Below are 18,437 nucleotides of genomic sequence, written 5' to 3' on the forward strand. Positions count from 1 at the left end.
TCCGGGATGGTCCGAAGGACCAGGCCCGGAATCTCGAGATTCCGGGTTCGATGCTTCGCGTCGCCCCGGAATGACAGACAACTAATGTTTCTCGGGTCCGAGGCAGGCGGTGAGCGCGCTGCGATCCTCTATACAGTGCTGGAGACGGCAAAGCTCAATGGTCTTGATCCCGAAGCCTATCTCGCCGACGTCATCGACCGCATGGCCAAGGGCCAGCCGATCAATCGGCTCGCCGAACTGCTGCCCTGGAACTGGAACCGTCGGGCTGCCAAACTGGCCGCATGAACAACGCGATGGAGCCGAGCTTCGGTGCCTCTGAGCAGGCTGTTCTCGACGAGATCGGCCACCGCCTTCGCGCCCGAGGCTGGGCCGCGCATGTGACGGTCGCGCGCCTGCTACGGGACTGGCAAAAGCTTTCCGGGTCGGTCGACCGGTACAAGATGACCATCGACGACTACACCAACGACCTCACCGCCCGCGATGCGCTTGAGATCGTTCTCGCGGAATGTCAGGAGCCTCTTCGAGCCAAACTCAGGCTTCCTATAGAGGGAGCCGATAAAGAGTTCCTTGCGCGGACGCAAGAGGATGTCGGGCACACCTTGGAACGCTATTTCCAGATCAGTCAGTCATCAGGCTGGTGGTGGAAGCGTAGGCCAGTAACCGGTCCGCTAGCTGAGTTCCTGACCAGACAAGGATGAGTTTGCGGAACCCTCGTGAGGCGGGCATTCGGCCACGTAGTTTGAATAGCTCTCATCGCCCGTAACTCCGCTGACGCTTACGGCTTTCTAGCAACTCACATCGGTGGTCCCCGCTTTCGCGGACGACCCGTGGAAAAATCACGCCCAACAAAAAGCCCGGTCTCTCGACCGGGCTTTTGATTTGCGTTGAATATCGCGAACGCTGCTTACGCCGCCTCGTCCGCAACCGCGGCATCGTCGCCATCGGCGTCGGCATCGAGATCGGCTTCACCGTCGGCCTCGACTTCGGTCTCGGCCTTGGCGCCGCGGCGCGGGCTCTTGGCGAGCTGGCCTTCGACTTCCTTGACCGCTTCGGTCTCCGTCACATGCTGCACGACGGCGATTTCCCGCGACAGCCGGTCGAGCGCCGCTTCATAGAGCTGGCGTTCGCTGTAGGACTGTTCGGGCTGCGATTCGGAGCGATAGAGATCGCGAACCACTTCGGCGATCGCGACGATATCTCCCGAATTGATCTTGGCTTCGTATTCCTGGGCCCGGCGCGACCACATCGTGCGCTTTACACGTGCGCGGCCTTTGAGGGTTTCCAGGGCCTTCTTGACCAGCGCCGGCTCCGACAATTTGCGCATGCCGACATTGGCGACCTTGGCGGTCGGCACCCGCAGCGTCATCTTGTCCTTCATGAAATTGATCACGAACAGCTCAAGCTTGGCGCCGGCGATCTCCTGCTCTTCGATGGCCAGGATCTGGCCAACGCCGTGGGCGGGATAGACTACGAACTCGTTGGTCTTGAAGCCCTGACGCTGGGTCAAAACCTTCTTCGGCTCTTCGATACGCGGGGCGGCGGCGACCGGCTTCGCGGCGGGCTTGTTGGCGACAACCGGGGCCTTGGCGACGGGTTTTGGAGCAATCTTGTTGATTGGCGGCTTGGGAGCGACCTTCGAAGCAGTGGCCTTCGAAACGGTCGCTTTCGCGGCAGTTTTTGCAGTCTTGTTTGGCATTGCGCTTCTTTTGTTTTTGGAGGACTTGGCAGCCGGGGCCTTGGTTGTTTTCCCGGCAAGAGAAGCCCGGGCACGGCTTTTGCTCACGCTGCGGCTGGCCGCGGCGGTTTTTCTGGAACTCTTGGAAGCACTCAATTTACGCGTTTTCTGTGACACAGCCTGCGCGCGGAACTGCCACGCCCCTGTTCGATGTTTTTCACGGGAACCCGAAGGGGCCTTAAGCGGGGGCTGACCGGGTTCGGCTTGTAATGTGCCCAATATAGCACATTTTCCGCAAAAATCAATGGTTTACGCCCGATCCGGGCGCTTTGGGGCGCGCTTTTGACAATTTCGCGACGATTAGGGTTAAGTGGAAGCGAGTATTTCCTTAGTCGCCGGTGCCGGGATTGGGAGAAAAATATTTCTCAAACTTGCCTTCCATGCCCTCGAATTCCTTGGCGTCGGGCGGCGATTCCTTTTTCTGGGTGATGTTCGGCCAGGCCTTGGCGTATTCGGTATTCACTTCCAGCCATTTCTCCAGGCCGGGCTCGGTGTCCGGCTTGATGGCGTCGGCGGGGCATTCCGGCTCGCACACGCCGCAATCGATACATTCGTCCGGATGGATGACCAGCATGTTCTCGCCCTCGTAGAAGCAGTCTACCGGGCAGACTTCAACGCAATCGGTATATTTGCATTTGATGCAGGCTTCAGTGACGACGTAAGTCATCCAAAACTCCGGAACGGGTCAATTTTGAGTGGGTTGCGTAGCGCAGGAACTCCGCAGCCGCAAGTGACGGTGAGCGCCCGGGAAAGGCCTATTTCAACATTCGATTTCAGTATTCCTGCGCCAGCCCGGATGCGCTTGAAAGCAAATAGTTACTCTGGCCGATCTTGCAAATCGTCATAGAGCACGCGCGCCGCGGATGCGTCACCTCGCCGCTCCGCAAATCCGATCACTTTGAGCACACGCACCGTGCGATCGAGCCCGATCGTGAGCACGTCGCCGGCCTTGACGCTGTGCCCCGGCGCGGTTTCCCGCACGCCATTGATGCGGACATGACCGGCTTCGACCAGCGCGGCGGCGCTGGTGCGGGCCTTTACCACCCGCGCATGCCACAGCCATTTATCGAGACGCTGGCGCTCCAAATAACACCCAAAGCGTTTTCAAGCGAAGTGGGCACCGGTTCGCGTGACGAAAACGCGTCAAAACAGAAAATTAGCGATCCTTGCGGTTGGCGGCGAGCTGCTCTTTCAGCGCCGCCAGTTTTGCAAACGGCGAATTGGGGTCGATCGGGCGGTCGCGCTCGCGCGGGGAAGCGCTGGTCGCGTATTGCCGGTGCGAGGGACCGCTCTCCCGGCCGCCTTTGTCGCGGCCACCCTTGTCACGGCCGCCATTGTCGCGACCACCGTGCTCGCGCCCTTTGTCGCGGCCACCGCCGAATTTGCCCTTGTCCCGATCGCGGCCCTGGTCTCGGTCCCTGTCGCGGTCCCTGCCCTTGCCTTCAAAACGCTCGCGCGGCGGACGGCCCTTGTCCTCGCGCGGCTCGCTGGCCGGTGCGCCCTCGGCGGCTACCGCTACTGGCGCGCCTTCGACCGGCGCATCGGGACGGGGTTTTCGAAACTCATGATTGCGATCGCGGCGGCCGCGGCGGTGCCGCTCGCCTTTTGGCGCCTCGCCGGGTTCGCCGGCGGCAGCGACAGCGGCAGGCGCCGCACCTTGCTGCGGGCGGTCGTGATGGCGATGACGGGCGCGATCGTGACGCGGCCGGCGTTCTTCCGAACGGCCGCCGGGCCGCCAGACCTCTATCAGTTCCGGGACCGCGGCTACCTCAGCTGCGGCTGCTTCGGGCGCAACAACGGCGGCGGCAATGTCCGCGACGGAAGCGTCCGCGGCGGAAGCCTCCACGGCAGCAGCGTCCGCCGGCGCGGCATCGCTGACTGCGGGGATCTCCGGCGTTGTCTCCGACGTAGCTTCCACGGCAGCCGGCTCCTGCGGCGCTTCGGCGACCGGGGCGGGCTGCTCCGGCGGGGCTTCGACCGCGACCGGCTCTTCGGCGGCAACGGTTGGTGCGACCGCGACGTCCGCCGTCTCCGCGGAAGCCGCTTCCACCGCAACCACGATCGCGGCCTCGGAAGCTGCGTCCGGCGCAGCCTCCGAAGGTGCGGCCTCCGCCGCAGGCGCTTCGACCACCACCGGTTTCGGCGGCAGCGGCGGACGGCGTTCCATCCGGTAGCCGAGCGCGCGCAAAATCGAGGCAAAATCTTCGCCGGCAGACCCGGTCAGCGACGTCATCGCCTGGGTGACGACAAATCCGCGGCCATCAAAGGCGCCAGCGGGCTTTTCGCCCGGCGAGGTTTCGCGCCAGGCCAAAGCGGGGCGAATCAGATCGGCAAGCCGCTCCAGAATATCGACCCGCACCGCGCGTTCGCCGCATTGCCGATAGCCGAGCACGCGATAGGCATCGCGCGGCAGCGCCTTGTCGATCGGAAACGACGTGCGGCCACTTCCTGCGAGATGCTGCGCGCCCGACAGCGCCGACATATCGACATTGCTTTGCTTTTCGGCCCACAGCAGCGACGCCAGCGCGCGCGCCGCAGGCTTTAACAGCGCCGGCAGATAGATGTGATAGGCCCCGAAGCGGACGCCGTATTTGCGTAACGAAGCCCGCGACGGCTGGTCCAGATCCTTCATCTCGGCCGAAATTTTTGAGCGCTCGAGCACGCCGAGCGCCTCGATCAACTGAAACGCGATGCCGCGCGCGATGCCCGTGATGTCCTCGGCTTTTGTCAGATCGAACAATGGTCCCAAGAGCTTTTCGATATGCGTCTTGAGCCACAGATCGAGCCGGGTCTGTACGGCCTCGCGCGGCGCGCCGGTCAAACGGTCATCGGAAATGATACGCAGCCGCGGATGCAGCGCGTCGTCGGCCGCCACCAGTTTTGCTACGGCATCGCCGGTCCAGCGGATGGTGGCGTCGGATGTCAGCACGAACTGATCGTCGGGCGCGGCCGATAGTTTCTCCGCGCGCGCGTCGATCTCGCCGGCCAGCGCCTTTTGCGCGGTCGCCTGCAACGCCTTCGTATCGGAGCCCGCTTCCGCCGCGTCGGGCGCGAACGTAAATCCATCGAGCCGGCCGATCACATGGCCTTCTACGATCACTTCGCCGGTCTTGCCGATTTCCGTATTCAACATCGTGTTTTCCCGCAGGCGGCGCATCAATACACTGGTACGGCGATCAACGAAACGCTCCGTGAGCCGAAGATGCAGCGCATCGGACAATTTATTTTCAACTTCACGGGTGATTGACTGCCAATGCTCGGGATCGGCCAGCCAATCCGGGCGGTTGGCGACAAAAGTCCAGGTCCGGATCTGCGCGATCCGGCCCGACAGCGTGTCGATATCGCCGTCGGCGCGGTCGGCCAGCTCGACCTGGGCTGAGAACCAGGCGTCCGGTACCCGACCTTTCTTCATCAAAAATTCAAACAGGCTCGTGACCAGCTCGGCATGCGCGGCCGGTGCGATCTTGCGATAGTCCGGAATTTGGCAGGCGTCCCACAGCCGTTCCACGGCGGCGGCGCCATGCGCCATCTCGCGGACATCAGCATCGCGCGCGGCGTGGTCGAGCACGCGCAGATCTTCCGCGATCGGCGCGCGCGTCAGCGCGTCATGCGAGGGCGACAGCGCCAGTGACACCTGCAGCGCGCCGAGCGAGGAAAAATCCAGCTTTGAGTTGCGCCATTGCAAAACTTTCACACTGTCGAACGTGTGGTTCTGCAGCGCGTTGACCAGTTCAGGCTCGAACGGCGCGCAGCGGCCGGTGGTGCCGAACGTCCCGTCGCGCGTGGCGCGCCCGGCGCGGCCTGCGATCTGGGCGAATTCCGCCGGATTGAGCCGCCGGAACTGGTAGCCGTCATATTTGCGGTCGGACGCGAACGCGACGTGATCGACGTCGAGGTTCAGCCCCATGCCGACGGCATCGGTCGCAACGAGATAATCGACGTCGCCATTCTGGAACATCGCGACTTGCGCGTTTCGCGTGCGCGGCGACAGCGAGCCCAGCACGACGGCGGCGCCGCCGTGTTGCCTGCGGATCAACTCCGCGATCGCGTAGACTTCGTCGGCCGAAAACGCCACGATCGCGGTGCGCCGCGGCTGCCGCGTGATCTTGCGGTCGCCGGCGAATTCGAGCTGCGACAGCCGCGGCCTCGTGACGATATTGGCGCCCGGCAACAGGCGCTCGATGATCGGGCGCATGGTGGCGGCGCCGAGCAACAGCGTCTCGTCGCGGCCGCGGCGGTTGAGGATACGGTCGGTGAAGACGTGGCCGCGCTCGAGATCGGCCGCGATCTGGATTTCGTCGACCGCGAGAAACGACACGTCGAGATCCCTGGGCATCGCTTCGACAGTCGAAACCCAGAACCGCGGCCTCGGCGGTTTTATCTTCTCTTCGCCGGTGATCAGCGCGACGGAATCTGGGCCGGCGCGATCGGCGATCTTGTTGTAGACCTCGCGCGCCAGAAGCCGCAGCGGCAGCCCGATCAGCCCCGAGGAATGCGCCAGCATCCGCTCGATCGCGAGATGGGTCTTGCCGGTATTGGTCGGGCCGAGCACCGCGGTGACGCCTGAGCCGGGAGCGCGGTCATTCGCGGACGTGAAGGGATGAGACGAAAAGGCCATGTTTTCTGCTGGTTTCTGCGTCGCTGGGATCGTCGCTGGAATGGAGGGAAGTGTGTCACAATGCGACGCCTTCGAGGTCGCGGCTTAAGCTCTGGAACGGTTGCGGAACGAATCGCGCCCGAATCGCTGACTCCAACCAACTCCGGTTTCGTTCACCGCAACATCTCGCGTTGACGCTTTCGTGACGGCACTAGATCAAGCTTTGAGCGGGTCCACAAGGAGCGGTTTGGCGGCGAATTCCTTAAAGTTTTGGGCGGGCCGGAGTCGAATCAGAAGCGGGGAAGAGTCAAGCGGCGAGTCGCGCTCTATCGCTCCCCTCCCCCTTGCGGGGAGGGGTCGGGGAAGGGGGGCCACACGGGCAGTCCCGATGCGGCCACCCCTCTCCCCAACCCTCCCCCGCAAGGGGGGAGGGAGCGATAGAGTTGTCGCCAGGCTCTTACGCAAAACGTCAATTCGTCTTCGCCACCCGCGGCGGCGTCGCCTGCGTGACGAACTGGGTCGCCTCCAGCATGGCGGTGCCGAGCGGGGTCGGGATGATCATCCGGAACGGCACCAGAAGGCGGGTTCCGGCGACGGGTGCGAAGGCGATCTCGATGTTGCGCTGGGCGGTGAGATATTTGATCACCGCGCGGTCGGGGATGTATCCCGAGACCGGCGAGAAATACACCGCGCAAACCACGACCGGGCCGCGATAGCCCTTCTCGGCCTTCACGGTTTCCATCCGCTTGAAGTCGAGCTTTAAATCATACCGCATGCGGCCGTCGAAGATCGCAGCTCCCGTGCGGCAGGCTTCGGGCGAGAGCGGATCTGACGTGCCGGGCACCCGCAGCATCGATCCCGTCATCGGATCGAAGACGCCGCGGCGATGCGCCTCGGTTACGGGAATCCTATCCGGATCGACCGGCGGATCCGGCTCGATACCGTATTCCTTCACCGTGCCGTTGGCCAAAACCATGTGAATGGCTTCGGTTTTCTTCGAGGTCGTGGTGGACGCTGAATAATTGGTCGCTACCGGAAACCCGTTGACGACGCGGCCTTGCGCGGCGCCCGTGCCGGAGCCGGAGGCAAACGTCTTCAGAAGTCCCGAGGTGCCGCCGAAGGCGGACGCCGAAAACTGATCGTCCGAGATGTCGATGGTCCAGGCGCCCTTGCCGACGGGAATGCCGGCCAATGTCGCCTCATATTGCGCCTCCAGCCTACCTTGCGCGAACGCCGCGGGCGAGGCCAAGAGCGAGGCCAAGAGCACCCAAGTGCCGGCGCAAAGGGCGGCGAACACCCGCAGCACCGACAGCGCGGTCCGGGGCGAAATCGTCTTGTCGGTAATCACCAGGGGTAGTCCTGCTTCACGCGCGATCGATATGTTATTTAAGCAAAAAGGGCCGGCAAACAACGGACCGGCGCGCTTTTTGGGAAAATCCACTAATGGCCCGCGCCGGAACTTATAATTCGGCGGCGAATGCGCCGTTTATATGATGGCCAAATCACAGGGAACGCTCGCAAAATCAGCTTTTTGCGAGGTCTTGGCGCGCGTATTCCGCAAAACTGGGAACCGGTTTTGCGATCAGAATACGCGCAAAACAAAGAATTGAGAGCCTTTTTCGGCAAAGCCGGAAAGGGCTCTCATCCCAAAACCTTGACGCCCCGGCGCTCAGCCCCTATACGTCCCCGGTTCCTGAAAATGGACGAGATTTTTCAACCCCCGAGGGACCGAACAGGCCGGGGATGGCAGAGGATTTATTGCGATGTCGCGGCGCTGCGAACTGACGGCCAAGGGCCCGCAAGTGGGCCACAAGGTCAGCCACTCCAATATCAAGACCAAGCGGCGCTTCCTGCCGAACCTGTGCAACGTCACCTTCATCTCGGACGCGCTCGGCCGCAACGTCCGCCTGCGCGTCTCGACCAACGCCATCAAGAGCGTCGACCACCGCGGCGGCCTCGATGCGTTTTTGATCAAGGCGAAGGCGGACGTCTTGTCGCCGCGCGCGCTGGATTTGAAGCGGGCGATCGAGAAGAAGGTGGCTGCGGCGGCGCCGGAGAAGAAGGCGGGCTGAGGGCGTCGAATAGCGTCAGCACTTTTCGGAATTGATTGGCCGGGTCGAAAGACCCGGCTGTTTTTTGGAAAGTACGGGATAATCAACAAAAGACTTCTGCAGGTCCGTGTCTGCCTTTGATCAAAGCGGACCTTCGTTTCGTACCCTAAATCTTTAGCGTCGACGCATCTGTACCTCGACGGCGGTAAGCAGCGCCTCTTCGTAGGCGCGTTGAAAGCGATTGAAATAGGAGCGCTGGTTGATGAATCTTGCGATGGCCTCACTCTCTCTCGTCTTGGGACTTGGAACGGTGAATTCGAGTCCTAGGAAACCCGTCAGCACGAGGCGGAACAAACACGCCGCATAATCGATGATCGGATTCTGATTTAGCATGAGGGCGTTGCCCTCCACGTCGTTGCCATGCAGGAAATCATTACGGAGATCGTAAACCTTTCGGCAGATCCAGGTAGCGAGTTGCTTTTGTTGGGGCGCCTTGCCAAGGATCGTGTGAGCCGGCTCCGCAAGCTTCTGATTGAGCCATTTGACGGACTCGAGTAACGCGGAGACCGTACCGAAGTCCGATTGGCCTGTGCTGCCCGGATGCGCGACGATTTCGAAAGCACTCACCCAAAGGGCCAGCGAGCGGCCGGTGTCGTAGAAAACAGCGGCGGTCATTGCAGGGATACGTCCGGCCTCATTCGCCATATTCAGCGCCCGGAACAGCGCCTTATCCTTCCATTTCGGTTGATCGTCGGAGAAGCGAATCACCCAACGATTCAGAAGCTCACGCGCCAAAGGCTCGTCAATGTCAGGCTCATTGATCGTGGCCTGCGGTTGTTCCGGGAAGCACTGCCCCTTGAATTCTTCCAACACATGGCCGTGTGACACTGCGGGATTGACCATGTGGATGCCTTCATAGCTCCTGTCGATCATCCAAGGGTAGAACTGGAAAGCGTTAGAAAACGCCAACCCATTGGCGCGCTGGTAGCGTAATCGCGACGATCGTGCATAAGGGACAATCGAAACGGAAACGATATCGCGGAAAGCGGTGACAGCTTCGGCGGTGCGATATGACGGGGGTGCGTCATCCTTGATCAACAGGAGGGATGGCCATACCCGTTCTTTGAACTGGCCGGAAAACTTCGAAAGGAAGGTCATTAGTTCAGGATGATCGGCCCGAAGTGTCTGAACCCGGGCGTCGGTCGGCGATACGATAGCAGCAAAGTCGCATTCGACAGCGCCCCTCATATCAAGGTTAGGTAGAATAAGTATAGGACTCCACACATCCATTTTAAGTCACTCGGGAAGGCACCGACGCTGCGCCATCGTCCTAGGTTGCATTCTGCCTTAATGCGCGATTCGGCGGGCTAGAATTCCAAATCCGCCATTATACTCGTGAGATTATTATGGCCCTTGCCGTTGATCCCGTGCCAAGAGACTACCGCCAGCGCAAAAAGCTGTGGGTCAACAGCAGCCTATGGCTCGGAATCAATGAACGCCCCTATGTCCCGTTGGCCGTGCAAGGGCTGGGCTATGCCGAACGAATGCTCCTGGAAATGGAGGAACGGCTTGCCGAGATGACCGCCAGCCCGGGACCTCGCAACGCGCGTGATCGTTTGCTCTCGGAATGCTCTTCCCATTCGGTACTCTGGGTATTCGGCCTCTATGAGGTCGTGCGCGTCATCAAGGACGCGAGGACGCATCACTTCGAAGCGATGCGTAATTTGTTCTGGCAGTTGGAAGTTCTACGAATGCCGCTCGCTAAGCACGAAGTGAAGCGAACCGATCGTAAGGAAGCTCCTCCCGTTCACTATCCGACAAACTCTTGGGAGCCAGAGACGGGGCGAGTAGGATGGATCAGTATTGATCCTCTGAGCCATGCTTCCCGCGTCGTGACGCGCCACGAATTCGCCGATGAATTCTTGTCCGTCACAGCGTTCGAGCCAGCGTCGCAACCCCCATTCCCCATCGGCGGGCAGCTCGGCCTAGATGATTGATATCGACGGGGAGCATTGCATGGATCCTAAATTCGCTAGGTTTGTTGAATCGCTCGCACCCAAGCTTGCGGATTTGCTTGTACGGCCTCCCGTAAAGGCAGGCGCACTTCCAAGGGATATGCCGATGTCGGGCGTGTACCTTTTTAGCGAAGGAACGAAGCATCTCTGTGTCGGCCGATCCAATACACTTCGCAAGCGTCATGGCCGCCATTGCCTGCCCGGCGCAACCTACAAGCAGGCCGCATTTGCATTCCAGCTTGCGCGGGAAGCGACCGGGTCAATCACCGCGTCCTATCGCCCGGGTGCGGCAAGCCGTGCGGGGTTAATGGAAGTGCCCGCTTTCCGTGACGCCTTTCACGCAGCCAAGGCACGTATCCGAGCGATGGACTATCGGTTTGTCGAAGAGACCGACCAGACATGCCAGGCACTGCTCGGAATTTACTGCTCCGTCGCGTTGGCGACGCCCTACAAGACTTCGGTACCCTCTAACCTCGCCACGACCCCAGCCGCGCAATTGCCCGACGGGCAAATCACCAATTTCCTGTCCAGCCCCCTACGCAAAAATATTTCTGTTTTTCCGAAATACAAATCAAGCTATATGATTCACCGTCCCGCCTCACTGGAGGGGCGGTTCGCGATCGTCACGGACGCGAGGCGGGATGCGGTGGACGCGGATGCGCCGATAACGAACGGCGCTGAGGCGGACGGCGAAGTCGTGTGGTCCTGACACCCCGACGCTGGTGTCAAGTTGGCGGAGGTAACTCTGCTGGCGACGGTGGCAAGAAAGCCCGGTCACCGGGGAGAGCACGAAATAAGCCGTAAACCATTGCGTGGGGAATGCTGGGTGATTCCGGTGTGACCTGACTAACGCGTGTGCGTTCTACCACTATCATTGCACACGCGGCTATCGGGCGCATCGGGCGCCCGGCATTCCCTGCGCCCTCTGTTAGCGGAGGGCGGGAAATAACAGCAAAACTCGGGCGCAACGCGCGGCGAGATTGCGAAATTTTGTCTGTCTAATGACGGGTTGTTTTCCTGAAAAGAGATTACGCATCGGCCCCTCCACGTCATTGCGAGGAGCGACGCGACGAAGCAATCCAGCTTTCTCACCGCGGATGCAAAGCTGGATTGCTTCGCTTCGCTCGCAATGACGTGGAGGGGCCGCAGCCCGGCGCAATGCGAAATCCGGGCCCGGCGGACCTGCAATCCCGGATTGCGCTTCGCACCATCCGGGATACGCTGCCTCACCGGCCCCGATTAAAAAAGAGGAAACACCATGAAACGAGTGATGATCCTGAACGGTCCGAACCTCAATCTGCTCGGCGTGCGGGAGCCGCATATTTACGGCAACACGACCTTGGCGCAGATCAAGGAGAACTGCGAGAAGGTGGCGGGGCAGCTCGGGCTTACGCTCGCCTTTCACCAGTCGAACCACGAGGGGGAGCTGGTCGACCTGATCCAGGAGGCGCGCAAGAGCGCGGATGCCATCATCATCAATCCGGCCGGCTATTCCTTTACCTCGATCGCGATCGTCGATGCGATCAAGGCGTTCGAGGGGCCGGTGATCGAGGTGCACATCTCCAACATCCACGCCCGCGACGAATATCACCGGCATTCGAAGATATCGCACGCCGCGACCGCCGTGATCTGCGGCCTGGGCCCGCAAGGCTATATCGCCGCGATCCACGCGCTGCCGCAGATGGGGAAGAAGTAGCCCTCGTCATTGCGAGCGCAGCGAAGCAATCCACAGCGCCGCATCGGGATAGATGGATTGCTTCGTCCGCTGCGCTCCTCGCAATGACGGTCTTTGTTGTATTTCGAATTGCGTAACCCAATCCCCCGGAGACCCCACCCGTGAAAATCGTCGATCTCAGCCGCGAGCTTTATCACAAGACCCCGACCTATCCGGGCCATCCGCCCATCATCCACGGCGTCTGGACCACGCACGAAGAGTCCTTTGTCGCGTCCGGCAATGTGCATGGGCTGTCCTCGATGTACATCTCGATGCCCGACCATGCCGGCACCCATATCGATGCGTTCAGGCATTTCAACAAGGGTGGCCAGCCGATCAACGAATATCCGCTGGAAAACTGCATCGTGCCGGGCATCTGCCTTGATCTCCGCCACATCGCGCCGCGAGCCGAGATCACGCCTTCCGATCTCGAGGCGGCGGTGAAGCAAGCCGGCGTCACCGTGCCGAAGCGCGGCACAGTGTTGTTGTGCACCGGCCATCACGCGCGCACCTTTCCGCGGAAAGAATATGCCAGCGAAAATTCCGGCGTGAATGTCGCGGCCACCGAGTGGCTGGCCGCCCAGGGCGTCGTGCATTTCGGCATCGATTCGATGCGGCTGGGGCCCGAGGGCAAAGTGAATTCGCTGGTCCACAAGGCCTGCGGCGAGCTCGACATCACCCACATCGAAAGCCTGTGCAATCTGGAAGCGCTGTTAGGCCAGGGCCCCTTCACCTTCATCGGCCTGCCGCTGAAAATGCGCGAGGGCACGGGCTCCCCGATCCGCGCGGTCGCGGTGTTCGGGATGTGAGGGGTGGATCTTTGGAATGTGAGGCGGCTTCCCGGGCTTCAACACCCTCGGTGTCATACCCAGCAAAGCGGGGTATCCAGTACGCCGCGGCTTCTCGATCAATCATTGCCGTCTCCGGAATACTGGATCGCCCGGTCAAGCCGGGCGATGACAGCGGTATGGGGACTGAGCGAGCCGATCAAAAGCGCGTTGATGACGCCTTATTGGCATGTTTGTTGCATTTTTCGCGGCAACCAAGGGAGCCGCGTCCATGACTGCTAAAATACGCCGCCGTGAATTCATCGCCGGACTTGGCGCTAGCCTTGGCGCCGGCCTCATCGCCGCGCCTTCGATCGTGCGCGCGGAGGGCGAGCCGATCCTGATCCGCGCCGGCGCGCTCAAACTGATCCATTCGATCGCGCCCTATTTCTACGATCAGTTCGTGCCCGCAGGCTATAATATCGAAGTGCTGCCGTTCGAGACGCCGACCGAATGCAAGAATGCGGTGGTGACAAAATCCGTCGATTTCGGCGCGTTCGGCATTGCCGCCGCCGTGCTGGGCGCCGCCGCCGGCGAGCCGGTCGTGGTGATCGCCTCGACCTGCAATCGCGGCATGGCGATCATCGCCAAAAAGGGCGAAGGCATCGCCACGATCAAGGACCTCAAAGGCAAGCGCGTCGCGGTGTTTCCGGGGACGACGCAAGAGGTGTTTTTCCTGGAGCGGCTGCGCATGGAAGGCATGACCATCAAGGACGTCGAGCCGGTGCGCGTCTCCTTCAGCGAAATGCATATCGCGCTGTCGCGCGGCGACATCGACGCCTATGTCGGCGCCGAGCCGGGCCCCGGCGTGTCGCTTTCATCCGGCATCGGCACGCTGGTCGAATATCCCTATTCGACCGCGATGGGCTCGCTCAACATGGTGTTCGGCACCCATCGCGACATCATCACCGAGAAGCCGGACCTCGTCCGCGTGATGCTCGGCATTCACCAGCGCGCGACCGATTTCGCCGCCACCAACAAGGACGCCATGGTCGCGATGGCCTCCAGCAAGCTCGGGCAGAAGAAGGAAGCGATCGAAGCCTCCGTGCCCAATGTCGAACTGACCTGGCGGCTCGGCGCGACCCAGATCGAGCAATCGAAGATTTACGCCGATCACATGCTGGCGCTGAAACAGATAAAGCGCCTGCCGGATTTCGCGACCTTCATCGACACCAGTTTTGTCGATGCGGTGAAACCGACCTGACCGTGACCACGCTGACGTCGCCGAGCGAGGACGACGGCACCGCATCGGCGCGCGAGACTTCCTGGGCCGCGACATGGTGGCCGCGGTTGCGGCCATTGTTGCTCGCGATCGCCTTTCCCGCAGCGCTGCTCGCGATGTGGCATTTCGCGACGGTGGCGCGGCCGGCGAGCCTGATCCCGCCGCCGCACGATGTGTGGCTGGAATTGTGGGATCTCGCCTTCGGCGGCATCAATGACGATGCCTACAGCAAGACCCTGCATATCCACCTGCTCGCCTCCGTCAGCCGCGTCTATGGCGGGTTCGCGTTGGCGCTGATGGTGGCGCTGCCGCTGGGCATGCTGATCGGGCGGGTGCCGCTGATCCGGCAATTGATCGACCCGACCATCCAGATCCTGCGCCCGGTCCCGGTCACCGCCTGGCTGCCGCTCGCGATGATCATTTTTGGCTTGGGCCCGCGCTCGGCGTTCTTTCTGGTGTTTCTCGGCGCGTTCTATCCGATCCTGGTCAATACGATCTTCGGCGTCCGCTCGGTCGAGCCGCGATTGTTCGAGGCGGCCTCGATGCTCGGTTGCTCCGGCTCGGCGCAGTTCTTTCGCGTCGTGCTGCCGGCGGCGCTGCCGTCGATCTTCACCGGCATGCGGCTTGGCCTAGGCTTTGCGTGGGTCGTGATCGTGGTCGGCGAGATGACCGGCGTGCAGACAGGATTGGGCGCCATCATCATGGAAGCGCGCCAGCTCTCGCGCACCGAAATCGTGATTTCCGGCATGATCGTGATCGGCACCGTCGGCTTTCTGTCCGACCGGCTGGTGATGCTGATCGGACGGCGGCTGCTGGCCTGGAGTCCGTCGCATGGCTGAAGCAACCGCGCCGATCCTGGAGATGAAAAACGTCGGCAAGATTTTTTCGCAAGCCGGGCGCGCCATCGAGGCGCTGCGCGGCGCCAATCTGCGCGTGAAAAAAGGCGAGTTCATCTGCCTGATCGGCGCCTCCGGCTGCGGCAAGTCCACATTGCTGCGGCTCGCTGCGGGCTTTGAGGCTGCGACCCAGGGCGACGTCCTGATGTGGGGCACAGAGATCACCGGGCCCGGGCCGAGCCGCGGCATGGTGTTTCAGGATTACGGCCTGTTTCCCTGGCTCAATGTCCGCGACAATATCGGCTTCGGTCCGAAATCGCGCGGGCGTGCAAAAAGCGAAATCCGCGACACGGTCGCGCATTTCATCGATCTCGTGGGACTACAACGTTTCGCCGACGTTTATCCGCACCAGCTTTCCGGCGGCATGAAGCAGCGCGTTGCGATTGCCCGCGTGCTGGCGAACGATGCCGAGCTGGTGCTGATGGATGAACCATTCGGCGCGCTCGACGCCATGACGCGCGAACGGCTGCAGGACGAGTTGGTCGAGATCTGGTCACGCACCGGGCTGACGGTCCTGTTCGTCACCCACTCGATCGAGGAAGCGATTTTTCTCGCCGACCGCGTCGTCGTGATGTCGCCCGGCCCCGGCCGCATCGACAATGAATATTCGATCGATCTGCCAAGGCCGCGCGATATCGCAAGCTCCGAATTCAACGAATGGCGGCGGATGCTGTCGTCGCAATTGCACAGCCATCACGGGCGCAAGGCGGGGTGATTGGCCGTGAGCTTAGCGTTGGAGCAAACGAAACGCGGGACGGCGTCCCCAAACGCCGTCCCGCGCCACCACCCCACCGTAACCTTACGCCGCGCGGCCGAGCTCCGTGCCCAGATGTTTCAGCCGCGGCAGCACTTCCTGCTTCAACAGCGTCAGCGAATGATGCCAGGCCTCCGGCTTGTGCTTGTAATCAAAACCGAACACCAGCAGCACCCCAAAACCGCCGACCTCGCGGTAGATGGTCTCGATCTTTTCGGCGACCGTCGAAGGCGAGCCGACAACCCAGTTGTGGCGGGCGCAATAGTCGACGGTGACGTCAGAGTCCGGAACATCCGGCGCGTGCTTCAGACAGTCCTTGAAGCCGAAATGGCCGAGCAGGGGCAAAAAATATTCGCCCATCATCCGGCCCATCATGTCGCCAGAGGAGAGCTTCCAGGCCTCCTCGTCGGTATCGGCGACGAACACCTCGCGCACCAGGCGCCAGTCCTGCCGGCTCGGCTTGCGCCCGGTCTTGGCGGCGCCGATCTCGACCGAATCCCAGTGGCTTCCGACATAGGCCGGGTTGAGGTTGAGACTCATCGGAATGAAGCCGCGCTCGCCGGCGAGCTTCAGCGTGTCGGAGTTCTTGCTCAGGCCGGCGACGCCGATCGGCGGATGCGGCGCCTGCTTCGGCATGAGGTGAGGTTTCAGGAAATCGAACATGGTATCCGGCTTGGTCACGGTCCAGAATTTGCCCTGGTAGGTCCACGGCGCATCATCGGTCCACATCTTCAAGATGATCTCGAGCGCCTCGCGGGTCATGTCGCGGTTCTGGCCGGCCATGCCATCGACATTGAACATCGCCCAGTCGGTCGGCACGCCGGACGCTGCGACACCGAAATTCAACCGGCCATCGGAGAGATGATCGAGCATGGCGACGCGGTTCGCGAGTTCAGCCGGGTGGTGATAGGGCAAGAGGAAACCGCCGGGGCCGAGGCGGATGTTCTTGGTCTGCAAAAACGCCTGCGCCAGCAACAGGTCGGGCGCCGGATGCGGTTCCCAGGGCGCGGTGTGATGCTCGCCGATCCAGGCTTCCTGGTAGCCGAGTTCATCCAGCCAGCGCAGCACCTGCAGATCCCAATCGTGGCCCTCCTTCAGCCCGCACTCCGGCGGATGCGAGGGCATCGCGAAATATCCGATTTCCATGGGGTTTCCTCACTTTTTTGTTTTGACGCGTTTTCTTTATGCGAACCGGTACCCACTTCGCTTGAAAACGCTATGCAGTTTTTCGAAGCGCGTCTTGTTGCGCGCGAACGAAAGTACCTGCCCCGGTTGCGGCTGAATTGTGACGGGCTTTCCGTCATTGCGAGGAGCCAACGGGTCGCGCGAATGCGCGCCCGATGACAGGCTCCGCGACGAAGCAATCCATACCGCCCGTTCGGCTGTGGATTGCTTCGCTTTCGCTCGCAATGACGGCTAATTCCCTACCGCGCCCCGAACGTCGTCGTCCCGAACAGCGCCTTTTGCGTCGAGGGTTGCGAGCGCCAATATTGCGGCGGGGCTTGTACCTGGCCGCCGAGTTCGGCGGCGGCGTGCCAGCCCCAGCGCGGGTCGTAGAGCATGCCGCGGGCGAGCGCGACCATGTCGGCCTTCCCCGAGGCGACGATCTCCTCGGCCTGTTTTGCCTCCGTGATCAAGCCGATCGCGATGGTGTTGACGCCAACCGCCTCCTTGATCGCTTGCGCGAACGGCACCTGATAGCCGGGCGAAAGCGGAATCTTCTGCAGCGGCGACACGCCGCCGGAAGACGCATCGATCCAGTCGACGCCGCGCTTTTTCAATTCCTTGGCAAATTCGATGGTCTGCGCCAGGTCCCAGCCGCCCTCGACCCAGTCGGTCGCCGACACCTTGACGCCGATCGGCTTGTCCGCGGGAAAGGCCGCACGGACCGCGTCGAATACTTCGAGCGGATAGCGCATGCGGTTTTGCAGGCTTCCGCCATATTGGTCGGTGCGCTTGTTGGCGATCGGCGACAGGAACTGGTGCAAGAGATAGCCGTGCGCGCCGTGCACTTCGAGGGCATCGATGCCGAGCCGGTCGGCGCGCTTGGCGGCGGAAGCGAACGCGTCGCGGATGCGCGCCAGGCCCGCCGCGTCAAGCGCGAGCGGCGCCGCCTCGCCCTCCTTGTGCGGCACCGCGGAGGGGGCGACCGTCTGCCAGCCGCCTTCGGAAATCGGGATCAACTGGCCGCCGTTCCAGGGCACATGGCTCGACCCCTTGCGGCCGGCGTGGGCGATCTGCATCGCCACTGCCGTTTTGGAATGTTTGCGCACCGAAGCCAAAATCGGCTTCAGCGCCGCTTCGGTGGCGTCGTTCCACAGGCCGAGGCAGCCGGGTGTGATGCGGCCGATCGCCTCCACATGCGTGGCCTCGATGCAGAACATCGCCGCGCCCGACAACGCCAGCGTGTTGATGTGAGTAAAATGCCAGTCATTGGCCTCGCCGTTTTCGGCCGAGTACTGGCACATCGGCGCCACCATGACGCGGTTGGCAAGCGCAAGGCCGCGCAGCTTTATTGGAGTAAACAGGGCGCTCATGAGGGATTTTTCCAGGTGGGAGGAAGGAATGTCGTGGCTCATCTAATCAGGCCCTGCATTTTCCTCAACCGCCTCAAAGGCTGGCTAAA

General features: G+C 61.9%; 17 protein-coding genes and 1 pseudogene. 10 read left to right on the forward strand and 8 right to left on the reverse strand.

Going from position 1 to position 18,437, the window contains the following annotated elements; genetic code table 11:
* Nucleotides 1-75: 75 nt before the first annotated feature.
* Together B5526_RS17060 and B5526_RS17065 are read left to right on the forward strand one after the other, a co-directional pair.
* Nucleotides 76-285, forward strand: a pseudogene (locus B5526_RS17060) (transposase domain-containing protein); the annotation flags it as partial.
* Nucleotides 282-698 (forward strand): hypothetical protein, encoded by a 417-nt coding sequence (locus tag B5526_RS17065; RefSeq protein ID WP_079539772.1) that lies wholly within the window; start codon nt 282-284, stop codon nt 696-698. The pseudogene B5526_RS17060 and the gene B5526_RS17065, both read left to right, overlap by 4 nt.
* 206 nt (nt 699-904) lie before the next feature.
* Here the strand turns inward: B5526_RS17065 and B5526_RS17070 are convergent, their stop codons facing one another.
* The 5 genes from B5526_RS17070 to B5526_RS17090 form a co-directional block, all read right to left on the reverse strand.
* Nucleotides 905-1,696 (reverse strand): CarD family transcriptional regulator, encoded by a 792-nt coding sequence (locus tag B5526_RS17070; RefSeq protein ID WP_244562323.1) that lies wholly within the window; start codon nt 1,694-1,696, stop codon nt 905-907.
* A gap of 367 nt (nt 1,697-2,063) precedes the next feature.
* Nucleotides 2,064-2,402, reverse strand: coding sequence for a ferredoxin FdxA (gene fdxA, locus B5526_RS17075; protein ID WP_079539776.1), 339 nt, complete (start codon nt 2,400-2,402; stop codon nt 2,064-2,066).
* A gap of 149 nt (nt 2,403-2,551) precedes the next feature.
* Entirely contained in the window at nt 2,552-2,821 is a 270-nt protein-coding gene (locus tag B5526_RS17080) for an RNA-binding S4 domain-containing protein (RefSeq protein WP_079539778.1), read from the reverse strand.
* Nucleotides 2,822-2,891: 70 nt separating this feature from the next.
* Entirely contained in the window at nt 2,892-6,353 is a 3,462-nt protein-coding gene (locus B5526_RS17085) for a helicase-related protein (RefSeq protein ID WP_079539780.1), read from the reverse strand.
* A 448-nt stretch (nt 6,354-6,801) separates the two neighbouring features.
* Nucleotides 6,802-7,638 carry a DUF3108 domain-containing protein gene (locus B5526_RS17090; RefSeq protein ID WP_433994651.1) on the reverse strand — a complete coding sequence of 279 codons (837 nt, stop codon included), beginning with the start codon at nt 7,636-7,638 and terminating at the stop codon, nt 6,802-6,804.
* Nucleotides 7,639-8,095: 457 nt separating this feature from the next.
* Between B5526_RS17090 and rpmB the strand changes: the two genes are divergently transcribed.
* Nucleotides 8,096-8,404 carry a 50S ribosomal protein L28 gene (rpmB, locus tag B5526_RS17095; RefSeq protein ID WP_079539782.1) on the forward strand — a complete coding sequence of 103 codons (309 nt, stop codon included), beginning with the start codon at nt 8,096-8,098 and terminating at the stop codon, nt 8,402-8,404.
* A 153-nt stretch (nt 8,405-8,557) separates the two neighbouring features.
* Here rpmB and B5526_RS17100 read toward each other — a convergent pair whose 3' ends face one another.
* Nucleotides 8,558-9,541: a hypothetical protein gene (locus B5526_RS17100; protein ID WP_079539784.1), complete on the reverse strand. Its 984-nt coding sequence runs from the start codon at nt 9,539-9,541 to the stop codon at nt 8,558-8,560.
* 248 nt (nt 9,542-9,789) lie between these two features.
* On the opposite strand from B5526_RS17100, the gene B5526_RS17105 reads away from it, so the two are divergent.
* The 7 genes from B5526_RS17105 to B5526_RS17135 all read left to right on the forward strand — a co-directional run bounded on the left by B5526_RS17105 (nt 9,790) and on the right by B5526_RS17135 (nt 15,772).
* Nucleotides 9,790-10,380 (forward strand): hypothetical protein, encoded by a 591-nt coding sequence (locus B5526_RS17105; RefSeq protein WP_079539786.1) that lies wholly within the window; start codon nt 9,790-9,792, stop codon nt 10,378-10,380.
* Nucleotides 10,373-11,107, forward strand: coding sequence for a hypothetical protein (locus B5526_RS17110; RefSeq protein ID WP_079539788.1), 735 nt, complete (start codon nt 10,373-10,375; stop codon nt 11,105-11,107). The genes B5526_RS17105 and B5526_RS17110 overlap by 8 nt, the downstream gene beginning before the upstream one ends.
* A 549-nt stretch (nt 11,108-11,656) precedes the next feature.
* Complete coding sequence (aroQ, locus tag B5526_RS17115; protein ID WP_079539790.1) at nt 11,657-12,094, forward strand: type II 3-dehydroquinate dehydratase; 438 nt, start codon at nt 11,657-11,659, stop codon at nt 12,092-12,094.
* 140 nt (nt 12,095-12,234) lie between these two features.
* Entirely contained in the window at nt 12,235-12,921 is a 687-nt protein-coding gene (locus B5526_RS17120) for a cyclase family protein (protein WP_079539792.1), read from the forward strand.
* Nucleotides 12,922-13,171: 250 nt separating this feature from the next.
* Nucleotides 13,172-14,143, forward strand: coding sequence for an ABC transporter substrate-binding protein (locus B5526_RS17125; RefSeq protein WP_079545069.1), 972 nt, complete (start codon nt 13,172-13,174; stop codon nt 14,141-14,143).
* 86 nt (nt 14,144-14,229) lie between these two features.
* Nucleotides 14,230-15,000, forward strand: a complete 771-nt coding sequence (locus tag B5526_RS17130; RefSeq protein WP_244562369.1) for an ABC transporter permease — start codon at nt 14,230-14,232, stop codon at nt 14,998-15,000.
* On the forward strand, nt 14,993-15,772 hold the full coding sequence (locus tag B5526_RS17135) for an ABC transporter ATP-binding protein (RefSeq protein WP_079539794.1): 780 nt from the start codon (nt 14,993-14,995) through the stop codon (nt 15,770-15,772). The genes B5526_RS17130 and B5526_RS17135 overlap by 8 nt, the downstream gene beginning before the upstream one ends.
* Nucleotides 15,773-15,856: 84 nt before the next feature.
* Here B5526_RS17135 and B5526_RS17140 read toward each other — a convergent pair whose 3' ends face one another.
* Nucleotides 15,857-16,957 carry an LLM class flavin-dependent oxidoreductase gene (locus tag B5526_RS17140; protein WP_079539796.1) on the reverse strand — a complete coding sequence of 367 codons (1,101 nt, stop codon included), beginning with the start codon at nt 16,955-16,957 and terminating at the stop codon, nt 15,857-15,859.
* 278 nt (nt 16,958-17,235) lie between these two features.
* On the reverse strand, nt 17,236-18,348 hold the full coding sequence (locus B5526_RS17145) for an NADH:flavin oxidoreductase/NADH oxidase (RefSeq protein ID WP_079539798.1): 1,113 nt from the start codon (nt 18,346-18,348) through the stop codon (nt 17,236-17,238).
* Nucleotides 18,349-18,437 lie beyond the last annotated feature (89 nt).

The sequence above is a fragment of the Bradyrhizobium lablabi genome (genome assembly GCF_900141755.1).
Taxonomy (GTDB): Bacteria; Pseudomonadota; Alphaproteobacteria; order Rhizobiales; family Xanthobacteraceae; genus Bradyrhizobium; species Bradyrhizobium lablabi_A.